This is a genomic window from Photobacterium iliopiscarium (assembly GCF_003026395.1).
Lineage (GTDB): Bacteria > Pseudomonadota > Gammaproteobacteria > Enterobacterales > Vibrionaceae > Photobacterium > Photobacterium iliopiscarium.
Window position 1 is genome coordinate 239,858 of the sequence record NZ_PYOO01000005.1, and the last position, 25,626, is coordinate 265,483.

General features: G+C 36.8%; 13 protein-coding genes. 3 read left to right on the forward strand and 10 right to left on the reverse strand.

What is annotated here, in order from left to right; genetic code table 11:
* Positions 1-4: 4 nt before the first annotated feature.
* Both malF and malE read right to left on the reverse strand, forming a co-directional pair.
* Positions 5-1,576, reverse strand: coding sequence for a maltose ABC transporter permease MalF (malF, locus tag C9J51_RS10520; protein WP_407675584.1), 1,572 nt, complete (start codon positions 1,574-1,576; stop codon positions 5-7).
* Between the two features lie 122 nt (positions 1,577-1,698).
* Complete coding sequence (malE, locus tag C9J51_RS10525; protein WP_045040450.1) at positions 1,699-2,880, reverse strand: maltose/maltodextrin ABC transporter substrate-binding protein MalE; 1,182 nt, start codon at positions 2,878-2,880, stop codon at positions 1,699-1,701.
* Between the two features lie 415 nt (positions 2,881-3,295).
* Here malE and malK point away from each other — a divergent pair, with 415 nt between their 5' ends.
* On the forward strand, positions 3,296-4,405 hold the full coding sequence (gene malK, locus C9J51_RS10530; protein ID WP_045040449.1) for a maltose/maltodextrin ABC transporter ATP-binding protein MalK: 1,110 nt from the start codon (positions 3,296-3,298) through the stop codon (positions 4,403-4,405).
* A 72-nt stretch (positions 4,406-4,477) separates the two neighbouring features.
* Here malK and C9J51_RS10535 read toward each other — a convergent pair whose 3' ends face one another.
* The 3 genes from C9J51_RS10535 to C9J51_RS10545 all read right to left on the reverse strand — a co-directional run bounded on the left by C9J51_RS10535 (position 4,478) and on the right by C9J51_RS10545 (position 9,852).
* Positions 4,478-7,285: an amylo-alpha-1,6-glucosidase gene (locus C9J51_RS10535; protein WP_107275015.1), complete on the reverse strand. Its 2,808-nt coding sequence runs from the start codon at positions 7,283-7,285 to the stop codon at positions 4,478-4,480.
* A 174-nt stretch (positions 7,286-7,459) separates the two neighbouring features.
* On the reverse strand, positions 7,460-8,368 hold the full coding sequence (locus C9J51_RS10540; protein WP_045040448.1) for a MalM family protein: 909 nt from the start codon (positions 8,366-8,368) through the stop codon (positions 7,460-7,462).
* 65 nt (positions 8,369-8,433) lie between these two features.
* Positions 8,434-9,852, reverse strand: coding sequence for a carbohydrate porin (locus C9J51_RS10545; RefSeq protein WP_045040447.1), 1,419 nt, complete (start codon positions 9,850-9,852; stop codon positions 8,434-8,436).
* A 254-nt stretch (positions 9,853-10,106) separates the two neighbouring features.
* Here C9J51_RS10545 and glgX point away from each other — a divergent pair, with 254 nt between their 5' ends.
* Positions 10,107-12,059, forward strand: a complete 1,953-nt coding sequence (gene glgX / locus C9J51_RS10550) for a glycogen debranching protein GlgX (protein WP_107236618.1) — start codon at positions 10,107-10,109, stop codon at positions 12,057-12,059.
* Between the two features lie 87 nt (positions 12,060-12,146).
* Here the strand turns inward: glgX and C9J51_RS10555 are convergent, their stop codons facing one another.
* The 4 genes from C9J51_RS10555 to C9J51_RS10570 all read right to left on the reverse strand — a co-directional run bounded on the left by C9J51_RS10555 (position 12,147) and on the right by C9J51_RS10570 (position 20,614).
* A complete protein-coding gene (locus tag C9J51_RS10555; protein WP_107275072.1) occupies positions 12,147-13,781 on the reverse strand; it encodes a glycoside hydrolase family 13 protein in 1,635 nt (544 codons plus the stop codon).
* Positions 13,782-13,814: 33 nt separating this feature from the next.
* Entirely contained in the window at positions 13,815-15,797 is a 1,983-nt protein-coding gene (gene glgB, locus C9J51_RS10560; protein ID WP_082301509.1) for a 1,4-alpha-glucan branching protein GlgB, read from the reverse strand.
* A gap of 13 nt (positions 15,798-15,810) precedes the next feature.
* Positions 15,811-17,994: a 4-alpha-glucanotransferase gene (malQ, locus tag C9J51_RS10565; protein ID WP_045040444.1), complete on the reverse strand. Its 2,184-nt coding sequence runs from the start codon at positions 17,992-17,994 to the stop codon at positions 15,811-15,813.
* Positions 17,995-18,154: 160 nt separating this feature from the next.
* Positions 18,155-20,614, reverse strand: coding sequence for a glycogen/starch/alpha-glucan phosphorylase (locus tag C9J51_RS10570; protein WP_107275017.1), 2,460 nt, complete (start codon positions 20,612-20,614; stop codon positions 18,155-18,157).
* A gap of 320 nt (positions 20,615-20,934) precedes the next feature.
* On the opposite strand from C9J51_RS10570, the gene malT reads away from it, so the two are divergent.
* A complete protein-coding gene (gene malT, locus C9J51_RS10575; protein WP_107275019.1) occupies positions 20,935-23,649 on the forward strand; it encodes an HTH-type transcriptional regulator MalT in 2,715 nt (904 codons plus the stop codon).
* Between the two features lie 77 nt (positions 23,650-23,726).
* On the opposite strand, the gene C9J51_RS10580 is transcribed toward malT, so the two are convergent.
* Complete coding sequence (locus C9J51_RS10580; protein WP_045040443.1) at positions 23,727-25,463, reverse strand: glycoside hydrolase family 36 protein; 1,737 nt, start codon at positions 25,461-25,463, stop codon at positions 23,727-23,729.
* Between the last annotated feature and the right edge of the window lie 163 nt (positions 25,464-25,626).

The following is a 25,626-nucleotide window of genomic DNA, read 5'->3' on the forward strand; positions in this document are numbered from 1 at the left end:
CTCCTTAGTCCTGTGATAACTTAGTGAATTTCAAATTCAGTAATGCCATACCCGCTACCATTACGAAAATAATTGTTGCAATTGCACTAGCCAAACCAAAATCTTGACCACCACCACCTTCAAAAGCAATACGATACGTATAACTTACTAATAAATCAGTATAACCAGCAGGTTCTGAGGTATTAATCATATTTGGACCACCACCAGTTAATAACTGAATCATTACAAAGTTATTAAAGTTAAAAGCAAATGCTGCAATTAATAATGGTGTTAACGGCTTAATCATTGATGGTACAGTAATCTTCATAAAATTCTGAATAGGACCAGCCCCATCAATGGCTGAAGCTTCATATAAATCATCAGGTATTGATTTTAATAAACCCATACATAAAATCATCATATAAGGAAAACCTAACCAGGTATTAACAATAACAACCATCATCCGTGATAATACGGGGTCAGAAAACCATGCTGGTTTAATTCCAAAAATAGAACTTAGCAGCATATTTATCTCACCAAAACTTTGATTAAATAAACCTTTAAATATTAATATAGAAATAAACGAAGGCACAGCATAAGGTAATATCAATAATATACGGTAAAAACCACTTCCTTTTAATGGTTCCCATTGTACGATACATGCTAAGACCATTCCTAAAATAAGCGTTAAAAAAACAGCAAGAAATGCAAATACAATCGTCCAAATAAAGATTCCAATGAATGGTTCTTTAATACCATCATCTTGAATTACACGTTTAAAGTTATCGATACCAACATCAACGACAAATCCGGGAGAAATTGACTCACCAATGAAGTTTCCTTTACTATCAACTGGTTGATAAAAACCCGTTTCCATATTTGGTTTATAAAACTGATCGGTTTGATTATTCAGTAATGTAACGTTATCAGGTTGCTTGGTAAATAATGGATAATCAGAAGCAAATTTTCGTAACCCGCTCATTCGAATATCTTTACCATTAGGTAGCTCTAACCTTAATTTAGATATTTGATTTCTATTTTTAACAATATCTTTAATCGGTAATTTTTTACCAAAAGCTTGAGCAATTGCGTCTAATTTAATAGCAACCGGATGAGATTCATCATAATTTTTTATCGGGGTTGTATTACCAAAAGCTTCGGCTACTGGTTTTAATTTTACCGATTTATTATTAAAATCAATTAATCCTGTAGATAATAATTTACCATCATCATTAATAATAATTTGATAACCATTATCCGCTTTATATAAATTGAATTTATAATTTTTCCCTGATTGAAATGTTCGCTGCTCTAATATTGACTGCGTTCGTTCCAATGTTAATTGGTTGGTTGCACTATAATTAGTAAACGCCAAACTTACGGTATATAACAATGGAAATATAATAAATACAATCATCCCTGCAATACCTGGATAGATATAACGCTGAGCATATGTTTTACTACTACCAAAAATATAAATTGCTAATGCAGTAAGTACTACAGTTAATAATGCAAAAGCGATTTCACCTTGTGCATACATTAAAATTGTTGCGTAACCATTTACTAAGGCAATCAAACATAAAATAAACCACTTAATTTCTTTTTTATATTTAAATGTTTTATTTTTTGATTCAAATAGCTCAATATCTTGAACCGATTCCATATCAATATCCTGCATTCAGATAAAATATAGGGGAATCACTTCCCCTAAAAAAGAAATTACTTAAGCATCTGTTTCGCACCAGCGTCTAAAGCTTCTTTAATACTCTGGCGACCATCAACAACATTTTGAATCGCATTACCTTCGGCATACCAGAAAGCAGTCATTTGAGGAATATTAGGCATAATGTCGCCTTGCTCTGCATTCTTCATGGTAGCGGCAATACGGCTATCTTTACCAATTTTTGCTTGATACGATTTTAGCGCAACAGCACCAAGTGGTTTATCATGATCAACTTTGGCTAAACCTGCATCGGTTAATAGGTAATTTTCAAGAAATTCAATCGCTAAATCTTTATTTGGCGACGCGGTACTAATACCTGCGGTTAATACACCAACAAAAGATTTTGAAGGATGACCATTAAACATGGGTAATATTGCTACGCCATAATCAATACCTGATTTATCAATGTTACTCCATGACCAGGGCCCATTGATTGTCATCGCGACATTACCTTTATTAAATTCAGCTTCTGAAATGCTATAATCCATATCAGGTGATATTACTTTTTGATCAACTAATGACTTAATAAAAGCCATACTGCGTTGTGCGCCAGCATTATTGATACCAATATCTTTTGCATCATAACCATCAGACGTTTTCTTAAAAGCATAACCACCATCAGCAGATAAAAGAGGCCATGTAAAATACGGTTCACGTAAGTTCCACATGATTGCTTTTTTACCTTCTTTAGCTAATTTTTTATCAATAGCAGCTATTTCTTCCCACGTTTTAGGCGGATTTGGCACAAGATTTTTATTATAAATTAAAGAAAGAGATTCAACAGAAATTGGATAACCATAATATTTACCATTAGATTTTACTGCATCCCACGTAAAATCAGAAAACTGCTGTTTAAATTCAGCTGATGGCTTAATTTCTTGTAACAAACCAGATTGAGCGTAACCACCAAAACGATCATGAGCCCACATAACAATATCAGGACCATCACCAGATGCAGCAACTTGAGGGAATTTATCAGCAAGATTATCAGGAAATGCGACCGTTACTTTAACTCCGGTATCTTCTTCAAACTTCTTACCAACTTCAGCAAGACCATTATAACCTTTATCACCATTCACCCAAATTGTCAGTTGCCCTTCTTCAATAGCCGCTGAAACATGAAATGAACTTAACGCCGCAATAGTACATAAAGCAACTGTAGTGAGTACCTTAGTCATTATCTAACATCCTTCATTATTGTTATTGATCTTAATAACGTCACGCAAAGGTCATAACGTTTTTCTAAGCCTATTTTCTATAGTTAATGACAAAGATGCATCCTCCTACACTCTACGCCCCCGCTCACCTCTATTCGAAAATGTGATCTCAACCAAATTTGGACGTGAGCTATATCGCAAAAAAATATCAATATGTGATGACATGCACAGGTTAAAACCGTAAATAATCCGTTTTACTTCATTATTATTAAAACAGTCATCTTCATACTCCTCCCCTATCATCCCCCTTTATAAAGGCATAAGGAGGAGGATGTAATCAACACTCACTATCACGTAAACTCAATCGTATTAAAGCTAGCTTTTGTTTAAATAACAAAAATATTAGTCGGTTATAACCAATAGAGGAATAGGCACAATGACGAGTGTCACTTTACGAAATGTATGTAAAGCATATGGAGATAACTTAATTTCCAAGAACGTTGATCTAGAAATTAAAGATGGCGAATTTGTTGTCTTTGTTGGTCCGTCAGGTTGTGGTAAATCAACGTTACTACGCTGCATTGCTGGATTAGAAGATATTACATCTGGAGATTTATTTATTGGTGATAAACGAATGAATGATGTTCCACCAGCACAACGTGGTGTCGGTATGGTCTTTCAATCATACGCACTTTATCCACACTTAAATCTGTATGACAATATGTCATTCGGCTTAAAATTAGCGAAAACGAATAAAGATGAAATTAAACGTCGCGTATCTAAAGTCGCAGATATATTACAATTAACACCCTTACTTGATCGTAAACCTAAAGCACTGTCTGGTGGGCAACGTCAACGTGTCGCCATTGGCCGTACATTGGTCTCTCAACCTGCGATCTTCTTACTTGATGAACCCTTATCTAACCTTGATGCAGCCTTACGTGTACAAATGCGGATTGAAATCGCTAAATTACATAAACAACTGGGTTGCACCATGATTTATGTTACTCACGATCAAATTGAAGCAATGACAATGGCTGAAAAGATCGTCGTACTCGATGGCGGTTATGTCTCACAAGTTGGTAAACCATTAGAGTTATATCATTATCCTCAAAACCGTTTCGTGGCGAGTTTTATTGGCTCACCAAAAATGAATTTCATGAGCGTAACTGCGATTGAAGCAGAAAAAGATCAAGTTAAAGTAAAAATGGATAACGGCACTTCATTTTGGATCCCCGTTGATGGTACGACTGTTACTCCCAATACACGCATGTCATTAGGTATCCGTCCTGAGCACCTTATTCATTGTGAACATAGTGATATTTGTATTGAGGGTATAGTACAAGTTGTTGAAAAATTAGGTTATGAAACACAAGCTTACATTAGTCTAAATGATATTGATGCTGAATTTGTATCTCGACATAGTGACACTTTAGATATTAACGCTGGTGATAGTTTCCGAGTGGGTATTCCACCACACCGCTGTCACCTATTCCATGATGATGGTAAAGCATGTCGTCGTTTATACCAGGAAGTTGGATCTTAATTTTTCCTTAATACGATAAACTAAAAAACTCACTTCATCACACAATGAAGTGAGTTTTTTTATTATTGCGGTTTATGAATCTGTATTAATCGATGCGAGTCGTTCAACCTGTTGTTGTAACCAATGCTGTGTTTGTAGTGCTTGAGGCTTAATTTTTAAATCTGGTTGCGCAAATGAAAGATGACCAATTAATGCCTGATAGCTTGATTGAATGTGTTCTATTTTATATTCAACACCATCGATAAATAATTGTGCTAAATATGGATTAAATCTCAATTCCATCTTTTTGTTACTTATTGGTAATATTGCTTGATACTTCGATTTATCGTCAGCCGTAAGCTGTAATACTAAAGATAATTTATTCTGCTCTAGCATCGTTAATACATAACATTGTTCCCCTTTTACGTTACGTTTAAAATCAATCAATAAACGATTGTTAACTGCAACATCAACTTCTGCATGAAATTTATTCCATCCACTGGCTAAAGAAGGAGCAAGAGTAATAATACCTTCAATTAAATTAGGCTGATAACCTAAATAATCTTGAAAGCCATTTCTTGTAAACTCTGAAACAGACCACGCTTGAGCGTATGTTCCTGATAATGTTACGTTCTGATTATCACCAAGGAACGCATCAACATTTTCACTCATTGTGCCTCGATGGCCTTGATATAAAATTTGATCGACTAAATTTTTAGTTAATGAGTAAGCAAAATCGTCATAACCATATAATGTCAATGCCGTAACAGTAAAGCCTGCATTCCAGCCCCAAATAGTCCCATTATGGTAAGCGGCATCTTTATGATAGTGCGGTTGGTTATCATGATAAGGATGAAACTGCGGATCATTTTGTGATAATGAGGTTATTCCCCAAGGAAAAAGTAACTCAGAAACGGTATTCAATACAACATAAGCCCCTATTTCACGATCAATAAAATCTTGCTCATAAGGAACGGTTATTGTCATCAACTGATTTGGTCTAACCTTCATATCTTGTTGGCCATCTGCTTTTATACAATCCGCTAACTGATGAGATGCTGATGCCCAAAAAAGTGGCGTGAAATTCTGCTTTACTGCATCAGCTAATTGTTGATAATGCTGCTTACTGTCAACATCACCCGTAATATCAGCTAATTTTATCGCAACTTGCAGACTGGTATACCATAATGCTTGAATATCATTCGCACGATTACCACGGGCAGACCAAGGATAAAGACCGAATAACTTTGCATCCATCCATGTATCAGGATCGCGATGAGTCATTAAGCATTTATCATCTAAATAATATTTTTCGACGCCCGCGATATACGTTTGCACCACTGGATAAATTGTTATAGCAAAATCCCTATCACCACTATAACGAAGATAATCCCATATCTCTCTAATCATCCACGGTGTTCCATCCGTCGTATTATAAATCATGTCATCAAATGACGTTACACGATTAGGAATACGACCATAATGACAATGATTAGGATCGGTCATTTGCCATTGTGAAAAACGACTGATAATGTTTTTCGCTTCATCCATGAATCCGTTGACTAATGAAATACCAGACAGCGCGATAAAAGTGTCACGCCCCCAGCAATCTTTAAACCAAGGTAAACCTGCCCATATTCCATGACCATATTCTGTTGATACAAAAACCCTACCAGACAATTTTGACCACATTAATGCTCGGTTATATTCAAGATCTGACGTCCAAAGATAAGTATTTGTAAGCACATCATAAACCGCTTGTTTATGTTGGGTTGTGCCATCGTGGGCAAGCATACGATTAGCAGCAGATATAGCGTCAGCTTCACTATCAGCCAAAGTAATATAGACTGTTATTTGTGACTCTAAATATTGAGAGCTAATAACAGGCGTTACTTGTCGTCTATCAAATAAAGCGGTTTCAATTAACTCAGGGTATTGAGAATCATCAGGCTCTTCAAAAACAAAGGATTTATTAGTACATATAGCAATAAATTTTGGCATTATTTCTTGAGAATCATCAGGTGACACTCTATAAACGACGCCATGATTAAACGTCTTAACAACGGATTCAGACAACATAATATTTAACTGAGGGGCAATAGATAATATTGCTGGATATTCAGATTCAATAGATAAAGCGATACAATGTTGTTGAGATTGAGCGCCAGAAAACAGCATTAATGTATCATTACAATTATTATTAATTTCAGTATCGTAATAATGTGTAACACCGTAAGGAAAAATATCAGCATTTATATTTACTGTTTTATTATTTATTTTTTTATTGATAAATGAAGCAAATTCCCCGACTATCCACCCTTGTTTATGGTTATATTTCCCTCCGATAAATGAATGTGTATGACCTTCATAATATCCGTCAATATTATCACCAAAAACGAAAGGACAAGCTGTTTTGTTACTAATTGCAAGTTCTGAAAATAATACTTTTGAAGGTAATACCCATCGTCCTTTTTCTTTAATTTTTTTCTTATAAGCATTAATAGAAAAAGATTCTAAAATCAAGTCTCGAGATAATTTACTTATTATTTTATCGTTTAGCGAACACTTAACTTCAAGAGAAAGAATATTATCAATAACGGTTATTTCAAAACAGTAACAGGCAGGATTTTCAATATTCACTATAATATCATTACCAATACCTTTCGCTGATAATAAATGAATTGGCCTATCTAACTTACACTCAACCTCTTTTATAGTATCAGCAGTAAAACTGAATCCATCTGAACCGTTAAGATCTGATATTTTAAAACGATATTGTAATGGTGATAACATTAAAAATGCTTGATAAATGCCCTTATTTATCTTTTTAAACCGTGTATCATTACCCCAACCATTAAATGTTCCCTTTAAATAAAGATCGTTATTTAATAAAAAACTCATCTATTTATTCCCTATACAAAAACACTTCAAAAATAGAAATTCTTTGAAGTGTTTAATATTATTAATGTTGGCTTATATTATCGAATTTGTTTTTCCGTAGTATCTAATGCATCTTTATTATTTGAATGCGCCATCAAACATCCTTGTAATCCTTTGTATTTAAATCACAATACGTTATTGAACTAACTCAACAAACACCGTTTCAGCTGATGTAGAACCTGCACGTTTAGCTTCATTCAATAACTGCAACGCTTTTTTAATATTTTTATGTTTAATTGCACTGGTTATTTGTTGATTATAAAATGCTTCTGTTTCTGGCAGCATGGCACGATTTGAAACATCAACAGTAGAAACAGCAGCCGGTACTGGTACTGTTGTTACGGCTTTAGGCATGACAGACGAATCAGCAATTAATGTTTGCCCTTGTGGTACTAATACAGGGGATGATACTTGGTAGCTTTTTAATTGTGTTGGCTTAAAGGCTAAGCGTAATTGCCCCGTTAATGCATATTTTATTTCAGGATCGGTAACGATAGGACGCGGTAAACCTAATTCTTCAGCACGTACGCGTTCAGGATGTGGAATGGTTATCGATTCACCTCGATATTTTTCAGGCGAATACACGACCATATAAGGGGTATTCTTTGCTGTCATCGTAAAAGTACGTTGATATGCCGCACGCTGTAATAAATGTGATGATGTTAATGAAAACTTATTTAAGTCAATTATTTTCACTGGTTGAAAGTCTGCATTTAACAGCATAACTGTCGGAGCAAATACATGATCACCGCGAATAAAACTCTCTAATGTGACTTGCATTTGTTCAACATGACCGGGTAAAGAAAACCCTGCAAAATAGCTTTTCCCATCAGGAAATTGACCAATTTGTGATTGAGCATTAATCGCGACAGAAATGTCTGCACCTTGTAACGGTATCCACGAAAATTGAGAATAAGAGGTACAACAAGCGGCTTGATTAATCATTGGTGATATTGTATTTGTCGATACTGCATCGGTATTACTACAGCCCATAATACTCAATAGCGCCATAACCAAAACAGTACGTTTTTTTATAACTTTCATATTGTTATCTCCTTGTTATATATACAAAAGGCAGCAATTAAGCTGCCTTTAATAAACATATTGTCTTAGAACCAAATTTCAGCTTGAATACCAAACACAACTTGATCTTTTTTATTGGCGTCAGTAATACCGATAGCACCCGCAGCAGCCTCATCAGAAGTGCTAACCCACGTGATGTAAGGTTTAATTTGTGGACGTCCAAAGTAATCAGCATTAACAGTAAAGACAGGTGCAAGCTCTAAGCTATAGAAATTAGTGGCGTTATCTTCACGACCCCAATTATTGCCATTCACTTTTTCAATCGCATATGAACCCGTCATCTCAACACGGAAGTTATTATTTACTTTATAAGTAGGACGGAATGCCGCAATAAAGCGAGTCACTTTATCTTTACCATCAGAAGTTGCCCCCCAATTCATATCTTGTGGTGCCCAGTACGTTAATTCAGAGCCCATCTGCCAGCGATTATTAATATTTAACACACCGTATGATGTTGCAAACCAGGATTTAGAATCTTTCAGCCAATCACCACTCCATTGACCAAAGTTCACACCACGGTTAGACGCCATGCCATGACCGTAAGCCAATGCTGTTTGTGTCCAGCCATCTAAGCCGTAGTAATCACGGTTATAAGTTACCGCAAAACCATAACCATCTTTAGCTTGATCACCTGTCAGTTTCTCATCTGCGCGTTTCATGATTTTAGCGTCAAAATCAAAACTACCGCCTAATGCTTTTACATTGTAATAATACAAATCTAATGAATGTACGGTTGTGCGATCACCATCAGCAGGACGTGCCGGTTGAAAATCTGGATTTTCCCAGTTAATTCCATACCCAGCTTCTGGATCTGCAGAAACTAAAGCAATACCCATTTTATTTTCATTGGCTAACGTGGTTTCAAAACCAGCCCCCATACCTGATGATTGCTTCCAAAATTCACCCGTTAAAATGCCAGCAGCACGATTAAAATAACGACGACCAGCCCAGATCTCAGTACCTTCCCCTAAATAAGGTAAATTAGCTAAAGCAACGTAAGCTTCTTTAACTTCAAATTGAGCAACTGTATTGGTTTTTTCTGCACCAGGCGAACTGTAATAGTAAGAATCTCCGTTACCGTACTCAGCACGAACAACAAAATCACTCTTCACCCCATTTGAAAATGCTGTTTTCTTTTTAACAACAAATTCAACTTGGTTAGCACTCTTACCCGATGTACCAGCAGTTCGATAATCAGGCTTACCTAATTCAGAGTCAAATGATTGAAAATCAGAATTTGAACGGTAGTTCATTGAACCATAACCATTCACTTCCCAGCCATCTGTCAACATTTCAACCGCTGATTGTGAATCAACGGGTTGAGTCTCTGCTGCAATAACATCAGCATCAACATTATTAGAATCTTGTGTATCCGCAGCAAAAACAGTAGTCGACGTAAGTGCGGCTAACAAAGCGGCTGCTATTGGCATCAATGTGAATTTCATCCATGTGTCCCTTTATGTTTGTAATATTAGGTAGGTGCTGTAGGGCAACCTTTAGACCTAGTATTCCCTAGAACCATGGGCGTAAACATCCTCCTCTTTTAGTTATTTCTAAGGGTGATATTTAGGGCGTAGAAATATTCCACTTCAATTAGTTAGTGATATTCATCACATTAATGAGGATGATAAGAAATATAAAATTTAGTAGTAAAATAGAAAGCAACAATATATATACAAAAAAAATCAGAGATAATTAAATGAAAAAAAAACAAGGCTCGCCATTCCCTTTAGGGGCAACATTATATAATGATGGCTGTAATTTCGCCATTCATAGCCCAGATAAAATTATTTCATTAATTATATTCACGAACGATAACGACTCTTATGAATATAGTTTAAATACTGATGATCAAATCATATATTATCTCTTTATTCCAAATATAAAATCAGCCACAAAATATGGCTATAAAATTACCGACGATAATGGCAACAGTCGTCTATTACTCGATCCCTATGCTCATCAACTGAGTAAACCGTTAGAATATAATTACCCTTTAGATGCAGAACAAAGTTGGACACTCTCAAAATCAGTGGTTGTTGATCATGCTTTTGATTGGGAAGAAGACACTCCCCCTAATCATCCTATCGAAAAAACAATACTATTTGAATTACACGCCAAAGGATTTACTCAACAACACCCTACTATTGCTCCCTCTTATCAAGGAAACTATTTAGGATTGTGTCAACCTGATATTATTGATTTTTTTAAACAACAATCTATTACTAGCATTCAATTATTACCCATCGTTTCATTTGTCACTGAGCCACACTTAATTGAAAATAACTTAACCAATTTTTGGGGTTATAACAGTGTCTGTTTTATGGCCCCTCATCCAAATTATGCAAAAAATGATGCCGTAAAAGAACTTAAACTTATGGTTAAAGAATTGCATCGGCATGATATTGAGGTGATTTTAGATGTGGTCTTTAATCATACGGCAGAAGGTGATAATAATGGCCCATGCTTCCACCTAAAAGCGCTTGATCATGATTATTATCTCCATAACGAACATGACCAATGTATGAATTATACCGGCTGTGGTAATACGCTTAATTTAACGCACCAAGCAAGCCTTACTCTAGTGCTAGATAGCCTACGCCATTGGGTAAAAGAATATCATATTGATGGTTTTAGATTCGATCTTGCTACAACACTCGGACGAGATCATGAGAATTTCTCTGCGCACAATGCGTTCTTTATGGCTGTCGCTCAAGACCCTATTTTACAAAAGGTAAAACTTATCGCTGAACCTTGGGATATTGGACCTAATGGGTATCAATTAGGAAACTATCCGGATAATTGGCATGAATGTAATGATAAATTCCGAGATATAACAAAAAATTATTGGTTACAACAACCGAATATAGCCAAAAATTTCGCAACACGTCTAATGGGTTCAAGAGATCTATTCAGTGCCAGTCGTTGGCCTCAAAAACTACCCGTTAATTTTATTAGTTACCATGATGGCTTTACGCTTCAAGATCTCGTTTCTTATAACGAAAAACACAATGAAGCTAATGGTGAAAATAATCGTGATGGGCATAGCGATAACCGTTCTAATAATCATGGTATCGAAGGCGAAACAAATAATACTGCTATTTTATTATTACGTGATCAACAAAAACGCAATTTAATGGTATCGCTTTTATTTAGTTTTGGTATTCCTCATTTACTTGCTGTCGATAGTTTATCACATAGCCAACAAGGTAATAATAATGCGTATTGTCAAGATACACCTATTGGTTGGGCTAATTGGAAATTATCAAAGATAGATACCGCTTTTCAGCAATGGTTAACTGATATTATATCTATCCGTCAGCAACTCATGCCTGATGTTATTCGTGCCTTCAGTAATGAAAATAGAACAAAAAACACTATTACTTGGTCAGATGCTAATGGTATACAAATCACGTCTCAGCAATGGGTCGATATCGATCATTTTTCCTTACATATTGATTTATTCAATAATCATGGCGAATTACTCTATTTAATTAACGGAACAAATAATCCACTAACCTTTATTTTACCCAAAGATAATAAATGGAATATAGTTTGTGATACCAGTACCCAGAATATAATTATCGAAGATATTAATGTTTCTTATCTTCAACCTGCACATTCTATGTCTATTTTATATCGCTCAAATTAAATTAATAAATAAAAAATGCCGACGCAATCAAGGTCGGCATTTTTATAACTACTTATCGATTAACTAAACGGTTAACTAAACGGTTAACTAAACAATTAACGCAGCAAAGGATTCATAAGGTTGTAATAACAGTTTATTAGTAAACTGCACATGTGGCTCATAGTTATTAATTAACGTCTCTAAGCCACAATGTGCTAAAGCGTCAGGTAAAATAATCTCTACGGTCTGATCACTAAAGTTATTCATTACGACTATTTGCTGATGATCGTCTTCTCGTATGTAAGCAAAGACTTGCTCATGCTGCTCTAATAATGGTACAAACCGACCACCCACAATCAACGGAAATGCACGTCGCAATTCAATAAGCCGTTGATAATGATAAAAGATAGACTGCGTGTCATGCAGTGCCGCATCCACATTGATTTCTGGATAATTAGGGTTTACCTTAATCCACGGTTGCGAAGTTGAAAAACCCGCATAATCTGAACTATCCCATTGCATTGGAGTACGGGCATTATCACGGCTATTTTCATGCACAGCGGCTAGCATCGTTTCTTCAGACACACCATTTACAGTGCGCTCGTGATAAAAATTCAACGTTTCAATATCACGATAATCATCAATAGAATCAAACGCAACATTGGTCATACCAATTTCTTCACCTTGATAAATATAAGGTGTACCCTTCATAAAATGTAACGTTGTTGCTAACATTTTTGCAGATTTAACCCGATATTGCCCTTCATCACCATATTTTGACACAATGCGAGGTAAGTCATGGTTATTCCAAAACAGAGAATTCCAACCTTCATTTTCTAATTCAACTTGCCATTTGGTTAACACTTGCTTTAATGCTGGCAGATTAAAATCAATAGGTTGCCACTTGTCACCATTTCCCCACGTTAATGTAATATGCTCAAATTGAAATACCATGGATAATTCATTTCGTTGCTCGGCGCTAAATAGTTTTGCAATTTCAGGCGTTGCTCCCCATGTTTCACCCACCGTTAATAATGATTTATCACCAAAAGTAGACTGACTCATTTTCTGCAATAATGGGTGCAAGTTAGGACCATTACCTGTAATACCTTTATCGACTTCTTTACCAATTAAATCAATAACATCTAATCTAAAGCCGCCAATGCCTTTATCTATCCACCAATTCATCATATCAAATACCGCTTGATGAACCGCAGGTTTTTCCCAATTCAGATCTGGCTGACGCTTTGAGAATAAATGATAATAATACTCGCCTGATTGCTCATCATATTGCCAAGCACTACCACCAAAGAGTGAGCCTTGATCATCTGGGGGGGTACCATCTACATTAGGTTTTCGCCATACGTAATAATCTCGATATGGATTATCAATCGATGATTGAGCAGCAACAAACCATGGGTGTTCATCTGAAGTATGGTTGACCACCAAATCCATGATAATTCGAATGCCTCGGTATTTGGCTTCATCTAACAACTGCTGCATATCAGCCATGGTGCCAAATTCAGGCGCAATATCTTGATAATCTGAGATATCATAGCCATTATCATCCATTGGTGAACGATAAACAGGCGATAACCAAATCACATTAATCCCTAAGTTTTGTAAATAATCTAACTTAGAAATGATCCCCTGAAGATCACCGATACCGTCATTATTTGAATCACAAAAACTACGGGGATATATTTGATAAACAACGGCATCATGCCACCAATTTGTTAATATACTCATGATTGTCACTTCCTATCACTGTATCCGTTATGCTGGATTAGGTATGAATCGATAAAATACGGTTGCTAATGGTGGTATAACCATCAAGATTGAATCAGAGAGACCATGACTGCCTTTTGCTTCAGTTTTAATCGTTGTAATCAGAGAATAATCACTGCCACAATATAAAGCATCATCAGTATTTAATATCAGTTCATATGTCCCTTCTAACGGCACACCAATTCGATATTGTTCTCTTGGAACCGGTGTAAAATTAGACGCAACCAAGACCTTATTTCCGACAATATCAAAACGTTCATGCACTAATAAACTGTCGTCAGCCGCATCACCAATTCGCCATTCAAACCCCGAAGGATCACAATCTAATTGGTATAGCGCAGGGTAAGAGCAATACATATGATTTAAATCTTTAACTAACTGCTTCATCCCCTGATGACGTGCAAATTGCAGTAAGAACCATTGCAATTGATCGTCATGATTCCATTCAGCCGTTTGACCAATTTCCGTTCCCATGAAATTTAATTTTTTGCCAGGCTGACCGTACATATAGCCTAAATATGTCCGTAAATTTGCCGTTTGTTGCCATTCATCACCCGGCATTTTATTCATTAACGAGCCTTTACCGTAAACCACTTCATCATGTGAGAGTGATAAAATATAGTTCTCACTAAAAGAATAAAGTAACGGCATCGTAATGGTATTATGATGATAACAACGATAAATAGATTCTTCTTTTATATAAGCTAAACTGTCATGCATCCAGCCCATATTCCATTTAAACCCAAAACCTAAGCCACCTAAATTTGTTGGCTTAGAGACGCCAGGAAAAGCGGTAGATTCTTCAGCGATCATCATTGCATTAGGGTAATGGGCATAAATTTTTTCATTGATCCAACGTAATAAACTAATGGCATCATAATTATAATTACCGCCATCAGCATTAGGGATCCACTCGCCGTCATTACGGGAATAATCTAAATACAACATCGATGCCACAGCATCAACACGTAAGCCATCAATATGGAAATGCTCAAACCAAAATAACGCATTTGAAACTAAAAATTGACGTACATGATCACGCCCATAATCATAAATGTAGCTTTTCCAATCTTGGTGCCAACCTCGACGAGGATCGGGGTCGTTATAAAGTGCAGTGCCATCAAAATTAGCAAGGCCATGCTCATCGGCCGGAAAATGGGCAGGAACCCAATCCAACACAACACCCAGCCCTGCTTGATGGCATTGATCAATGAAATATTTAAAATCATCAGGCGAACCAAATCGGCTTGTTGGTGCAAATAAACCAATCGGTTGATAGCCCCATGAACCATGAAATGGATGCTCGGAAACCGGCATTAACTCTAGATGGGTATACCCCATTTCAGTTATATATGGGATCAATGTTTCAGCCAATTCACGGTAGGTGTAAAAATCACCATTCTCGTGACGTCGCCAAGAGCCGATATGCAACTCATAAAAAGACAATGGTTGCTGATGTTTTGCGGTTACTGGCCGTGTTTGCCATTTCTCATCTTGCCATTGATAACAAGATTGTTGATAGGTTAATGAACAAAATGACGGATACTGCTCGGCATAATATCCCCAAGGATCCGTTTTATCCGGCAATTGATTACCACACTGATCGCTTAATTGATATTTATAGCGTTCACCGGCTTTTAGATTAGGAATGAATATTCCCCATAAGCCACTATCAATATTAGGCTGCTGCAATCGTGTTAATTGGCACTCTTTAGCATGCCAACCATTAAAATCACCAATAACAGCAACACTGGATGCATGAGGGGCATACACTAAAAAACGAACACCAGAAACAAGTGCACCATCAATCGTAACGTCACGAAATTGAGCCCCCATTTCGTTACACATCGCAGCAGGATCACGTAATAACGCTGCGCAAGGTAATAAAGTTACTATTTGATTTAAATCACAGTAAGCAGCCCTTTCGAGCTGCTGTAAATTATCACTGTGAGAAGTCACAGATAAATTCATATAATCCGTTACCTTAATCTGCTTTATGACTAGCTTTCTCACGAGCTTGATTCAAACGCTGAGTTAACCGTTTAATCGTATCTCGAGTAAAAATATCATCTAAATTTGTTGATAACTTACGACGCCAGTTTGGATATTCGTTGACCGTACCAGGAATATTGACAGGCTTATCCATTTCTAACCAATCTTCTAGTTGCAAGCTTAATAATGCACTAGAACTTCCCGCTAAATGAACTTGCATGGCCTCACTTAATACACGATCCATCGGAACATAAGCCGCATCTAAACCAACACCTTCAGGTAAATTCCCATGCCAATTAAGACTATTTAGAATATTTTGCTTACTCTCTGCACGAGAATTAAATAACTGGGTTAATTGATCACTGTTTGGATAAAGTCCAAGTTCTTTACCCATTTTAAGATCATCACAATGCCAAAAGCCTCGAAGCGTTGGCATATCATGAGTGCACAGTGCAGCCATTGATTGCGGTGCATAATGTTCTGGTGAATAGAAACCCCCATCTTCGGCGGTTTCAAAGAAAAAGACTTTATAAGAATGAACACCTGCGGTAGCCAGTTTTTCAATAATTTCATCAGGTACCGTACCTAAATCTTCACCGATAACAGTACATTGGTGGCGGTGACTTTCTAGTGCAAGAATTGCCATCATGTCATCAACAGGGTAATACATATAAGCGCCCTGTTGAGCGGTTTCGCCTTTAGGGATCCACCATAACCGTAATAAACCTAAAACGTGATCAATACGCAATGCCCCACAATTACGCATATTTGCACGTAATAAATTAATAAAAGGCAGATAAGCAGTTTGCTTTAACACTTCAGGGTTTAATGGTGGAAGTCCCCAGTTTTGACCTAGAGGACCTAAAATATCAGGTGGCGCGCCAATACTAACATCTTGGCATAACGCACCATGATCCGCCCACGTCTCAGCGCCAGAATCACAGACACCAACAGCTAAATCACGGTATAAACCAAGGACCATTTCTTTTTCATTAGCTAATTCATGCACTTCAGCTAGTTGTATATCAGCTAACCATTGCAGGTACATATATAATTCAACTTGCTCATATTCTTGAGCAATAAAATCTTGTACTGCTTGATTGCCAAAATGACGATATTGCTGAGGAAAAACAGGCCATCCCCATACATCATCGTTATCTTGCTTTAAATGAGCATGTAATGCATCAAACGTTGCTTGATGTAATAAGCTCTCACCACCGTCAAAAACAAACTGCAAAAATTGCTTTGCTCTTGCGGTATGTTTATCAAGGTGACGCGTAGTAAATGTTTGATATAGCAGCGGTAACACAGCCATTTTTAATGATGATACTTCGCTGTAATTTACCCAACAAGTATCACGAACTGCACTTAATCGTTGTTGAAATTCTGCACTGCCCACTAACTGCTGAGCTTTATCATTTTGAGCGAATTCAGCCACTGAGCTAACATCAATATAAAGCAGATTTAACCAACGACGAGATGACGGACTATATGGACTTGCACCCTCGGGATTAGCAGGAAAAAGAGAATGTATTGGATTTAAACCAACAAAATCTCCGCCAGCATTAGCCACATCAATAACCAATTGTTTTAGGTCACCAAAATCACCAATACCCCAGTTATGGCTAGTGCGAATAGAATATAGTTGAACGCTAGTTCCCCATATTTTTTTATCATCTAATAACGGTTGTTGTTTATAGCAAGCTGTCGGTGCAACAATAAGCGTCATTAAATACGGTGATTTACGACGTTTACGCATTAATTCAAACTGGTGATAACCACATGCTAATTCAGGCAGTGAAAATGTTAATGTGCCGCCTTCAGAGCGCATATCACTCACTAATTGCGACTGTAGCCAACCTTCAAAAACTTCACCGCTTTCTGCGATTAAACGCCAACTAAAATCGCTCACTCTAGCGCTAGCACCTAATTGCAACTCAATGTGGATAGCTTCACCACTACGAACAACTTTTACATCAGCTAAAACTTCAACGCGATTATGTTTACCACTTGACTCTAATAGCACTTCATCATTACGCACGTCATATCCTAACGCGGTTAATAAATGACGTAACGTTTCGTCTGCAACTGGGGTTTCCTCCCCCCAAGCACTAATATAACTATCAGCAATTCCCGCAGCTTTTGCCACTTGTTTTAATACTTGGCTATCTTTCATTGTTTTCTCCATAAGCGGCAATTACTTCCACTACGATGCGATTTGTTATGATCAAATTATTAAAAATTCAACCAACTAAAAATAAAGAATATAAAATATAAAATAATAAAAAAAAACAATTAGCATTGATGCCAAATCTGGCATCAATGCAGAATTAATATTACTGAGGCAATGCAGTTAAATGCCAAATATTATTTACATAATCACGAATACTTCTGTCTGAACTAAACTTACCCACTAATGCGGTATTTAAAATGGTCTTTTTAACCCACTGAGTTTGGTTGCGATATTCAGCATCAATACGATTATGTGCATTCACATAGTCAGCAAAATCGGCAAGAACTAAATATGGATCGCCACCCTCTAATAAGTTATGACGAATATTTGAAAATGCAGCACAATCCGTAGCATCAAATTCATTATTATCCAATAAATCGATCGATGCTTTTAATAGACTATCTTGCTCATAATAGGTATGGGGGTTATAACCCTCAGCTTTTAGTTTTTCGACATCATCAACTAATAAACCAAAGATAAAGATATTGTCATCGCCTACTTCTTCACGGATCTCAACATTAGCACCATCCATCGTACCAATCGTTAATGCCCCATTAAGCGCTAATTTCATATTACCCGTACCAGACGCTTCTTTACCAGCTGTTGATATTTGTTCTGATACATCTGCCGCAGGAATAATAATTTCAGCCAAACTAACGCGATAATCAGGCACAAAAACCACTTTCAACTTACCATTTAAGCGAGGATCGTTATTTACTTTGTCGGCAACTTTGTTAATGGCATAAATAATATCTTTCGCTAAGGCATAACCAGGTGCTGCTTTAGCCGCAAAAATAAATACGCGAGGATGCATATCAAATGTTGGATCATTTAATAAACGATGATATAGCGATAATATATGTAATAAATTTAAATGTTGACGTTTATATTCATGTAGTCGTTTAATCTGTACGTCAAAAATAGCATTAGTATCTAATTCAATATCAAGATTTTCAGCAACCCAGTTAGCAAAACGTTGTTTATTTTGTTTTTTAATTTCAGCAAAACGTTGCTGGAATTGAGTATCAGTTGCAAACTGAGCAATAGCTTCTAATTGTTCTAAATGTGCAGGCCATTCAGTACCTATTTTTTCACTGATTAAAGCTGATAATTGTGGATTACAATATTTAAGCCAACGGCGAGGCGTAATTCCATTGGTCACATTTTGTAAGCGTCCTGGAAATAGTTCATCAAACTCTGGGAATAAATCACGTTTTACTAATTCAGAGTGAAGCGCTGCCACACCATTAACCGCATAAGTACTTGCCACACAAAGATTCGCCATACGAACCATTCGCGATTGACCTTCAGCGATAATAGAAAGCTTACGCTTTATTTCATTATTACCCGGCCATTTAGCTTCAACCTGAGCCATTAGACGATGATTTATTTCAAAAATAATTTCTAAATGACGAGGTAATAATTCACCAATTAAAGCTTCACTCCATGTTTCTAATGCTTCTGGCAATAAGGTGTGATTAGTATAAGCAAATGTTTTTGAAACAATGGCCCAAGCATCGTCCCAACTTAGTTGGTGATCATCTAATAACACTCGCATCAACTCTGGAATAGCAATCGTTGGATGGGTATCGTTAAGCTGTATAGCCTCAAATTTTGATAACGAATTAATTTCATGACCATTTTTAAGGTGACGACAAATAATATCAGCGATAGAACAAGCACAATGAAAATATTGTTGTGTTAAACGTAACACTTTACCTTGATCATGATTATCATTTGGATACAGTATCTTCGTTACATTACCTGCCGCAATTTGCGTTTGTTGTGCACCAACATAATCACCATCATTAAACTTAGCTAAGTTAAACGGTACAGGCGCTCGACATTCCCATAAACGTAACGGAAATACCGATTGGTTTTGATAACCAATAATAGGTAAATCCCACGCAATACCTTGTAATGTAACGGCCGGATTCCAGCGGCGATGCTGCTGTCCTTCATCATCAGTATAAAAGCTAACATCCCCATATAAACCAACAAATTGATTTAATTCTGGGCGTTGCACTTCCCACGGATACCCCTCAGCTTCACGCCATGCATCGGGAAATTCAATTTGATGACCATTAAGAAATGACTGTTGAAATAAGCCATATTGATAATGTAAACCATAACCAACAGAAGGAAACTCTTGAGCGGCTAATGAATCCATAAAACACGCAGCTAAACGACCTAAACCACCATTACCTAATGCTGGATCTCGTTCTTGTTCTAATAAATCAGTTAACTGAAAACCAAGTTCAGTAACAGCGTCACTAATTTGTTCATATAGACCAAGACTAATTAAATTATTGCCCGTTAAACGACCAATTAAAAATTCTAGTGAAAAGTAGTTAACACTACGCGTTTGTGCATTAGCAACACGCTTTTCTGTTTCGAGTAAATTGCCCGTACTAATTTCAGCCAATGCTTTACCTACGGCTAAATACCAATGTTTATCGCTGGCAGTTTCAATATTTTGAGCATAAGTAGTCACTAAATGTTTTTTAACTGAAGCCTTAAATGAGGCTTTATCAAATTGTTGTGTTTGACCACGCTTTTTCATTGTTATGTCTCACTGTAAGATTTAATTGATTGGTATCTATGCTGCACCTATTCAAATAATGAAACATCATCCTAATAAAAGGATTATGGGGAGGAGAATGAAGGGCGTAGGAAAAATATCGGTAGTCAACGAGTAAAAATTCGGCACTGCATCCGTATATTATGTGAGAGAGCTCAAATTTATAGGGATGAGAAGAGCCAGAATGATGAGAGATCTTGTTTGTATCGTACTGAAGGTTAAAGTATGCACCAAGAATAATACGTTTATCGTATATATTCCTATTTCTAGCCTTAAATGATGGATCTTTAAAGAGCTTAATTATGTGGATACCTTCGAAACTTACTCGCCCTGCGCGATTACATAACGCGATTTTACGACCTCGTCTGCTTGAGGATCTTAACCAAGCCAATAATTATCGATTAGTCCTGTTTCGATCACCGGCTGGTTATGGCAAAACGACAATGGCAGCGCAATGGTTAAAAGATATTCCACATACTGGCTGGTTTAATATTGATGAAAACGACAATGAAAGCTTTCGGTTCGTTAATTATTTTCTCCAAGCAATAAATAAAGCTACCAATAATAGCTGTTTAAAAACCCAAGCAATGGCCGAGCGCCGTCAGTTCGCTTGTATTACGACATTAATCAATGCGCTTTTTGCTGAATTAGCCGATTATCAAGAAATATGTTACATCGTATTAGATGATTATCATGTTATTAATGATGACAGTATTCATGAAGGTATGCGTTTTTTCTTAAAACACATGCCAGATAATATTACATTGGTTGTCACCAGTCGTACTATTCCACCATTGGGAACCGCAAATTTACGTATTCGTGATTTACTACTTGAAGTGGATCATGATGGCCTTGCTTTTGATGAAGAAGAAACCCAACGGTTCTTCCATCAACGAGTGACCGATCATGTTGAGAGTCAATTACTGAGCAACTTAAGACAACAAGTTGAAGGTTGGCCATCTGCATTACAACTTATCGCTTTGCATGCAAAACAAAAACCTAACTTATTAGCAGATTCAGCACACTCATTAGTGAATTTTAATCGTAGCCATTTATGGGATTATTTAGCTGAAGAAGTTTTTGATCAATTAAGTGAAGACATTAAAGATTTCTTATTACATTGTTCAATATTAGACATGTTTAATGCTGAACTGATTACCGAATTAACCGGACGATCTGATGCTTTAGCAATGTTAGAATCACTTAACCGCTTCGGCCTATTTTTAACGCCATTAGAAGGTGATAATAATTGGTATCGTTTTCATAATTTATTTGCTGAATTTTTACGTCATCAACGTTATGCGACCATCCCCCAGCAACGGAATAAATTACATGAAAGTGCAGCCAAAGCATGGATAAAACAGCATAATTATCAACAAGCACTTATTCATGCGCTTAAGAGTGAGAATCAACCCCTGTTAACCGATCTGTTATCGGCTCATGGCTGGAGTATGTTCCATCAAGGTGAATTAAATTTACTTGAAAATGCCATTGAAAAACTCAACCAAGACATTTTATTTGGTTCGCCACGTTTATGTTTATTAAAAGCATGGCTAGCACAAAGCCAACACCGTTATAATGATGTGGGCGAGCTATTATTACAAAGTGAAACTGAACTAATATCCCGTAACTTAACGCTGGATGATGCCATTCTAGGTGAATTTAATGCATTACGGGCACAAGTTGCGATTAATCAAAGTAAACCACAACAAGCTCTCAAATTAGCTGAATTGTCCTTAGGGCAACTATCAGCAACAACTTATCGCAGTCGTATTGTTGCAACATCTGTCATTGGTGAAGTTCATCATTGCTTAGGGAATTTAACTCAAGCGTTATCTATGATGCAACAAACTGAAAAGATGGCACGTCAATATCATTTCTATCACCAAGCGTTATGGGCTCTACTTCAACAATCTGAGATTCTTATTGCTCAAGGCGCCATTCATCATGCTTTTGAATTACTAGAAAATGCCACTAAGCTCATACAAGAACAGCATTTGCAGCAAGTTCCATTGCATGAATTTACGTTACGTTTAAAAGCACAGATTTTATGGTGCTGGCATCGTTTAGATGAAGCAGAACAGTGCACGCATAAATGCATTGAAATTTTAACGCCATTTGATAAATCGAAATCATTACATGCTTATTCTATGCTCGCAAGAATTGCCATATCTCGAGGTGAATTAGATAAAGCAACCCGCTATCTTGATATATGCCATGATTTAGTCAAAAACACCTCATATCATATTGATTGGTTAGCAAACCATGATTTTAGTTGTCTTCTATATTGGCAAGCTAAAAACGATACTGATGCCATCAAAGAATGGTTAAAAACCACCACACCACCGAAATCATACTGCAATCATTTTCAACAATTGCATGCCCGTAATATTGTCAGAGCTTATCTTCTATTAGAAGAAACAGACCAAGCACAGCAGTTACTTAACACCATGCAACAACATTGTATTGAACATGATTTGCATACAGATCATCATCGCAATGCAATAATTCAAACAGTACTATATAAACAAGCAGAGCAACCACAACAAGCCTTAACCACCTTAAATGAAGTGCTTACTGTCAGTAATAATTCAGGGATGATCAGTGATTTTTTATGTGTTGGCGATGATGTCAATACATTGATCCAAACGCTGGTTGAACATAAAAAATTAGACGAATTAACACTACACCGTTGCCAATATTTATTACGGGAAATGACCAGTAAAGAGCGGGCTCGGGTTGTACATTTTGATGAGAATTTTGTTGATAAGCTATTAGCATTACCCAATATTCCAGAACTTATTCGTTCTAGCCCACTCACACAACGAGAATGGCAGGTTTTAGGGCTCATCTATGCGGGTTATAGCAATGAACAAATATCAAATGAACTTGATGTCGCCGCCACAACGATTAAAACTCATATTCGTAATTTATATCAAAAATTAAATATTATTAATCGTCATCAGGCCATTGAAACTGCTGAAAGTTTATTAAAACTGATCGGGTTAGCAGCATAAAAAAATCCCAGCAATAATCACCTATTGCTGGGATTTTTACTTACCGTTAGTTGTTATTAGCTAAAACCAAAAGAAAACTAAGCCTTAACGGTATAAAACACATGACTTTCTAATCCTGATCCCATTGCTATTGTATAAGTAGATGTGTTTTTAGCGACACACGCCCCACTCCAGAAATCAAACCAATCTGTCGCATATTCTGCCTCTAATAAAATCTCTTGCTCGGCATCATCAATATAATTAAACGCAAAATACAGCTGTTGCACTGAGCCATCAGTCAATGGCAAGGCTAATTCTGCGGTTGTTAACCTTAAATCTTTAAATACTGCGGCATGTTGCGTTAATTGTTGACGATGAACTAATCGTAAAAAACTCTGCTGAGCAAAACTATTCCACTGCACTAATGGATCACCTGATAATAATAAGCCACCAGCCGCTAATAATACGTCACGATGAAATAGATAACTGTGGTGATCTGTTTTTTGATTCACAAGATCAACAAGCGTCGCGCAATCAGGATCAATATGCCACAAACTCAAATGCTGCCAGCTACGATAAAATGTCTCTTGCGCGATTTGACTAAAACGATGATCATTACGCTCAACATCATCAGAAACGCGCATCGCATCCACTAAACCAAGTGATGGCCACATTGGTGCATTACACCCTAATAACCAAGCCGTTCCCGCCCCTTTTGCAATCGCTTCCATTCCCAAACGATAAGCAGTAACCCCAGTACAATCCCGTTGATAACGCTGTCCTTTCAACGTACCCCAATAATTAGCATCAAGCTTAAACAGTTCGACGCCCCATTCTTCACGCATTGTTTTTACTACGTGAGTTAAATGCGCTTGAACTTGTGGGTGAGAAGTATCAAGAATATACCAAGGCGTACACCGCCAACCGCCATAGGTTATTGTTTCTGCTTTTAATAATTCACCATTATGATGACGAACAAACCACTCGGGATGCTGTTTAAAAATAGTTGAACTTGGCTCTGCAATAAATGGAGCAAGCCATATGCCTGGTTTTTTCCCTTGCTGTTTGATATTAGCGATAACCGTTTTAATACCATTCGTAAAACGATCTGACGGTGTTAACCAATCCCCCATGTAAGCCTGATAACCATCATCAAGTAATACCCACTCAATGGCAGAATTGTCACCGTCCATTCGGCTTACATTTGAATCAATATCTTGTGCGGAAACCCCAGCATAATAGGCATACCATGAGCACCAGCCTATCGGAGATGCAAGCTGCTGATTTCGTTTAGGATGATTAACATTAATTGCTTGTGTAAAAAGCTGATATACCTCATCAAGGCTAGTTCCTATGATGGTAATGATATTTTCAAGGGTTAATAGATCAGGCTCATCAACTTGGCATTGGCAAGACTCACCATCAATAAACGCATGCACTGCTTGATCATGAATTTCAAAATACCCCGCAAAACGACGACATGATGTAAATCCAAATAACGTGAATGTCTTATTTTGTTCAATAACAAGATAGTTATAATAACGATTGGGCGCATCTTGTGGATAAATACGGTATTCACTATTGTTATCAGGGCAACGGCCAATCGCAACAGGTTGATCAATCGTACCGCCTGTTTGGGCTAACATTTGAAAACCATCGCCAATAATCGTTTCGGTGCCTTTATAAGGGAAAGTAAACCGTCCAATTTGTGTATGAGAACTTAATATCTGTGAGTGATTATCTAACTGATAACAAGGAAGAAGCTGCTCATGCTGCAAAGAAATCACAATTTGTGCCGCAGGTTGGAAAACAATAGCATTTAGAATACAGGACATCTTATAACTTCAAGAATAATAAAGGATTATCCACTTTACCCGTACTGTACCCCTACAAAGTGAGATCGTTTACACAAATTAAAGATCTCAGCGAGAGATAACCAAATATTATTCTTAAAAGAAAAGCTCTTTATCTTATAAAATAAAGAGCTCTACAGATGAT

Coding starts and splice junctions, on each gene's coding strand:
- malQ (WP_045040444.1), bottom strand. CDS start 17,994: ATGAAAGATAGCCAAGTATTAAAACAAGTGGCAAAAGCTGCGGGAATT.
- C9J51_RS10540 (WP_045040448.1), bottom strand. CDS start 8,368: ATGAAAGTTATAAAAAAACGTACTGTTTTGGTTATGGCGCTATTGAGT.
- malK (WP_045040449.1), top strand. CDS start 3,296: ATGACGAGTGTCACTTTACGAAATGTATGTAAAGCATATGGAGATAAC.
- C9J51_RS10535 (WP_107275015.1), bottom strand. CDS start 7,285: ATGAGTTTTTTATTAAATAACGATCTTTATTTAAAGGGAACATTTAAT.
- C9J51_RS10570 (WP_107275017.1), bottom strand. CDS start 20,614: ATGAAAAAGCGTGGTCAAACACAACAATTTGATAAAGCCTCATTTAAG.
- C9J51_RS10545 (WP_045040447.1), bottom strand. CDS start 9,852: ATGAAATTCACATTGATGCCAATAGCAGCCGCTTTGTTAGCCGCACTT.
- malE (WP_045040450.1), bottom strand. CDS start 2,880: ATGACTAAGGTACTCACTACAGTTGCTTTATGTACTATTGCGGCGTTA.
- glgB (WP_082301509.1), bottom strand. CDS start 15,797: ATGAATTTATCTGTGACTTCTCACAGTGATAATTTACAGCAGCTCGAA.
- glgX (WP_107236618.1), top strand. CDS start 10,107: ATGAAAAAAAAACAAGGCTCGCCATTCCCTTTAGGGGCAACATTATAT.
- C9J51_RS10580 (WP_045040443.1), bottom strand. CDS start 25,463: ATGTCCTGTATTCTAAATGCTATTGTTTTCCAACCTGCGGCACAAATT.
- malT (WP_107275019.1), top strand. CDS start 20,935: ATGTGGATACCTTCGAAACTTACTCGCCCTGCGCGATTACATAACGCG.